Raw genomic sequence first — 2,561 nt, forward strand, 5'->3', positions numbered from 1 at the left:
GCGCTGTTTTTGACGCCCGTTCCCTCGGAGTTCGGGCGATAATCGCAACCCAGTATCCCCTCTCGTCTCAGGAACCGGGCATTGACGGATTCGAATCAGGGTGCGGTCGGGCTCGTCGTGAAGCTGCCCTTCGCGACGCCCGAGGAGTTCCTGGCGAAGTACGGCCCCAATGTGACCCGGGGTGGTATCTACCTGCGCGCACGCGCGGTGAAGCCCCCCGGGACGGCCGTCACCCTGGACCTCAAGCTGGCGGGGGGAGAGCGCATCATCTACGCGGCAGCCGTCGTCCACTTCGTCACCGGCCAGGGCAGCCAGGGTGTGCCCGGCATGGGGCTGCGCTTCCTGAACGTGGACGCGCCGACCCGCCGCTTCCTGGACTCCGTCGTCGTCACCCTCCCCCACGCGCAGGCGGACGTTCCGCCGGTCCCCTCCGGCGTCGGCCCGCCTGACTACACCGTCCCACCCCTGGCGCAGGCGCCCCTCACGCCGGCCGCCGAGCTGACTCCCGCCACGGCGGTTGCCACCGGGGGAGGCGCCGAGGCCCCGGCCGCACCGCCCGTGATGATATCCAATGCGGCGCTGAACCTGGCCTCGGAGGAGCCCCGGCGCGCGGGGGTCGTCATCGGCATCGACCTGGGCACCACGAACTCGTGCGCGGCGTACGTCCGCAACGGCAAGCCGGGCGTGCTGCCCAGTCGTGAGGGGCACAACACGGTGCCCTCCATCATCGCCGTCAACACGCGTGGGAAGCTGGTGGTGGGCCACCCCGCCAAGGGGCAGATGCTCACCAATCCGCGCCAGACGGTGTACGGCGCCAAGCGCCTGGTGGGCCGTCCTTTCGCGTCCCCGGTGGTGGAGCAGATCAAGGACCGCTTCCACTACGAGATTGCCTCCAGTGAGAACGGCGACGCCGGCGTGAAGCTGGGCGAGCACGTCTACACCCTGCAGCAGATCTCCGCCCTCATCCTCCGCGAGGTCCGGGAGGTGGCGCAGAACCAGCTCGGGCACCAGGTGTCCCGGGCGGTCGTCACCGTCCCGGCCTACTACAACGACAACCAGCGGCAGGCGGTGCGCGAGGCCGGGAAGCTGGCCGGCCTCTACATCGAGCGCATCCTCAACGAGCCCACGGCGGCGGCGCTGGCATACGGCTACGGGCGCAAGCTGAACCAGCGCGTGCTGGTGTACGACCTGGGCGGTGGCACCTTCGACGCGTCGGTGCTGGAGCTGAACGACAACGTCTACGAGGTCATCTCCACCGGCGGCGACACGTTCCTGGGCGGCATCGACTTCGACAACGCCATCGTCACGTACCTCCTGGCGGAGTTCGAGAAGGCCATGGGCCGGCCCTTCCAGGGCGACCGGGTGGCCCTGCAGCGCATCAACGACGCGGCCGAGCGCGCCAAGTGCGCGCTGTCGGAGCGCTCGGAGGTGCGGGTGCACGTGGCCTTCGTGACGATGATCGACAACAAGCCGTGTGACCTGGACGTCACGCTCACGCGGCAGAAGCTGGTGGAGCTGACGGAAGGCCTGGTGGACCGCACCCTCCAGGTCTGCGCCGAGGTGCTGGCGGCGAAGAAGGTGGCGCCGCAGGACATCGACGAGGTCATCCTCGTCGGAGGCCAGAGCCGCTTCCCGCTGGTGCACGAGAAGATCACGAAGTTCTTCGGCAAGCCGCCCAGCAAGGGCGTCCACCCGGACGAGGCCGTGGCGCTGGGCGCGGCGCTGCTGGCGCACAGCCTGGGGCAGCTCGACGGCGTGGTGCTCATCGACGTGCTTCCCATGGCCATTGGCGTGGGCCTGCCCGGGGGCCGCTTCAAGGCCGTGATGGAGCGCAACACGTCGCTGCCGTCCACCAAGAGCTACACCCTGGCCACGCACCGCGACGGCCAGACGGAGCTGGAGCTCACCGTGTTCCAGGGTGACTCCGACAAGGCGGCGGACAACGAGTACCTGGGCACGCTGAAGCTGGAGGGCTTGCCCAAGCTTCCGCGCGGCGCCGTGCAGGTGAACGTCACCTTCGAGGTCAACAACGAGTCGCTGCTGAAGGTCACCGCGCGGGAGGCCTCGTCCGGCCGCGAGGTGACGAGCACCTTCTCCACGCGCGACACGCCCGAGGCCGTGAAGGCGCGGCTGGCGCAAGCCGAGGTGGAGAGTGCGCCCGCCTCCGCTCCCGCGCGCGCCCCGGTGTCCCCCGGACGCGCCGCGAGTCACGTGGGAGCGACGGCCACGGGCCCCGCGGCGCCCGTCAATGCTTCCACGGGACAGCTGGCGCAGACGTCCGCCGTGACGCCCGGCGCCGTGCGCCCGGTGCAGTCGGCGCTCCGCGGCGCACCGCCCGCACAGACCGTCGCGGCCGCTGTCACTCCCAAGCAGAGAGGCTTCATGGAGTGGCTCAAGGGACTCTTCAGCCGCGCGTGAATTCGCTCACTGTGACTGTGAGCCTTTTCTCTGCGTCATGCGGGTTTGGGGGAATTTTTCGGTGTTGCTAGTCAAGCTTTAGTGTCTGACCTTGCCTGCTATGAGTAGCGCCTCGCCTCCCCCCGGACAGCTGAGCGCGCTCC

1 protein-coding gene is annotated in these 2,561 nt (G+C 69.4%); it reads left to right on the top strand.

The window, feature by feature from the left end:
• Positions 1-81 precede the first annotated feature (81 nt).
• The gene (locus VZL07_RS34610; protein ID WP_426752206.1) at positions 82-2,418 is read left to right on the top strand and encodes a TIGR02266 family protein; all 2,337 of its coding nucleotides are present in this window, start codon (positions 82-84) and stop codon (positions 2,416-2,418) included.
• The last annotated feature ends 143 nt before the right edge of the window (positions 2,419-2,561 follow it).

It is taken from the genome of Pseudomyxococcus flavus (assembly GCF_050038885.1).
Lineage (GTDB): Bacteria > Myxococcota > Myxococcia > Myxococcales > Myxococcaceae > Myxococcus > Myxococcus flavus.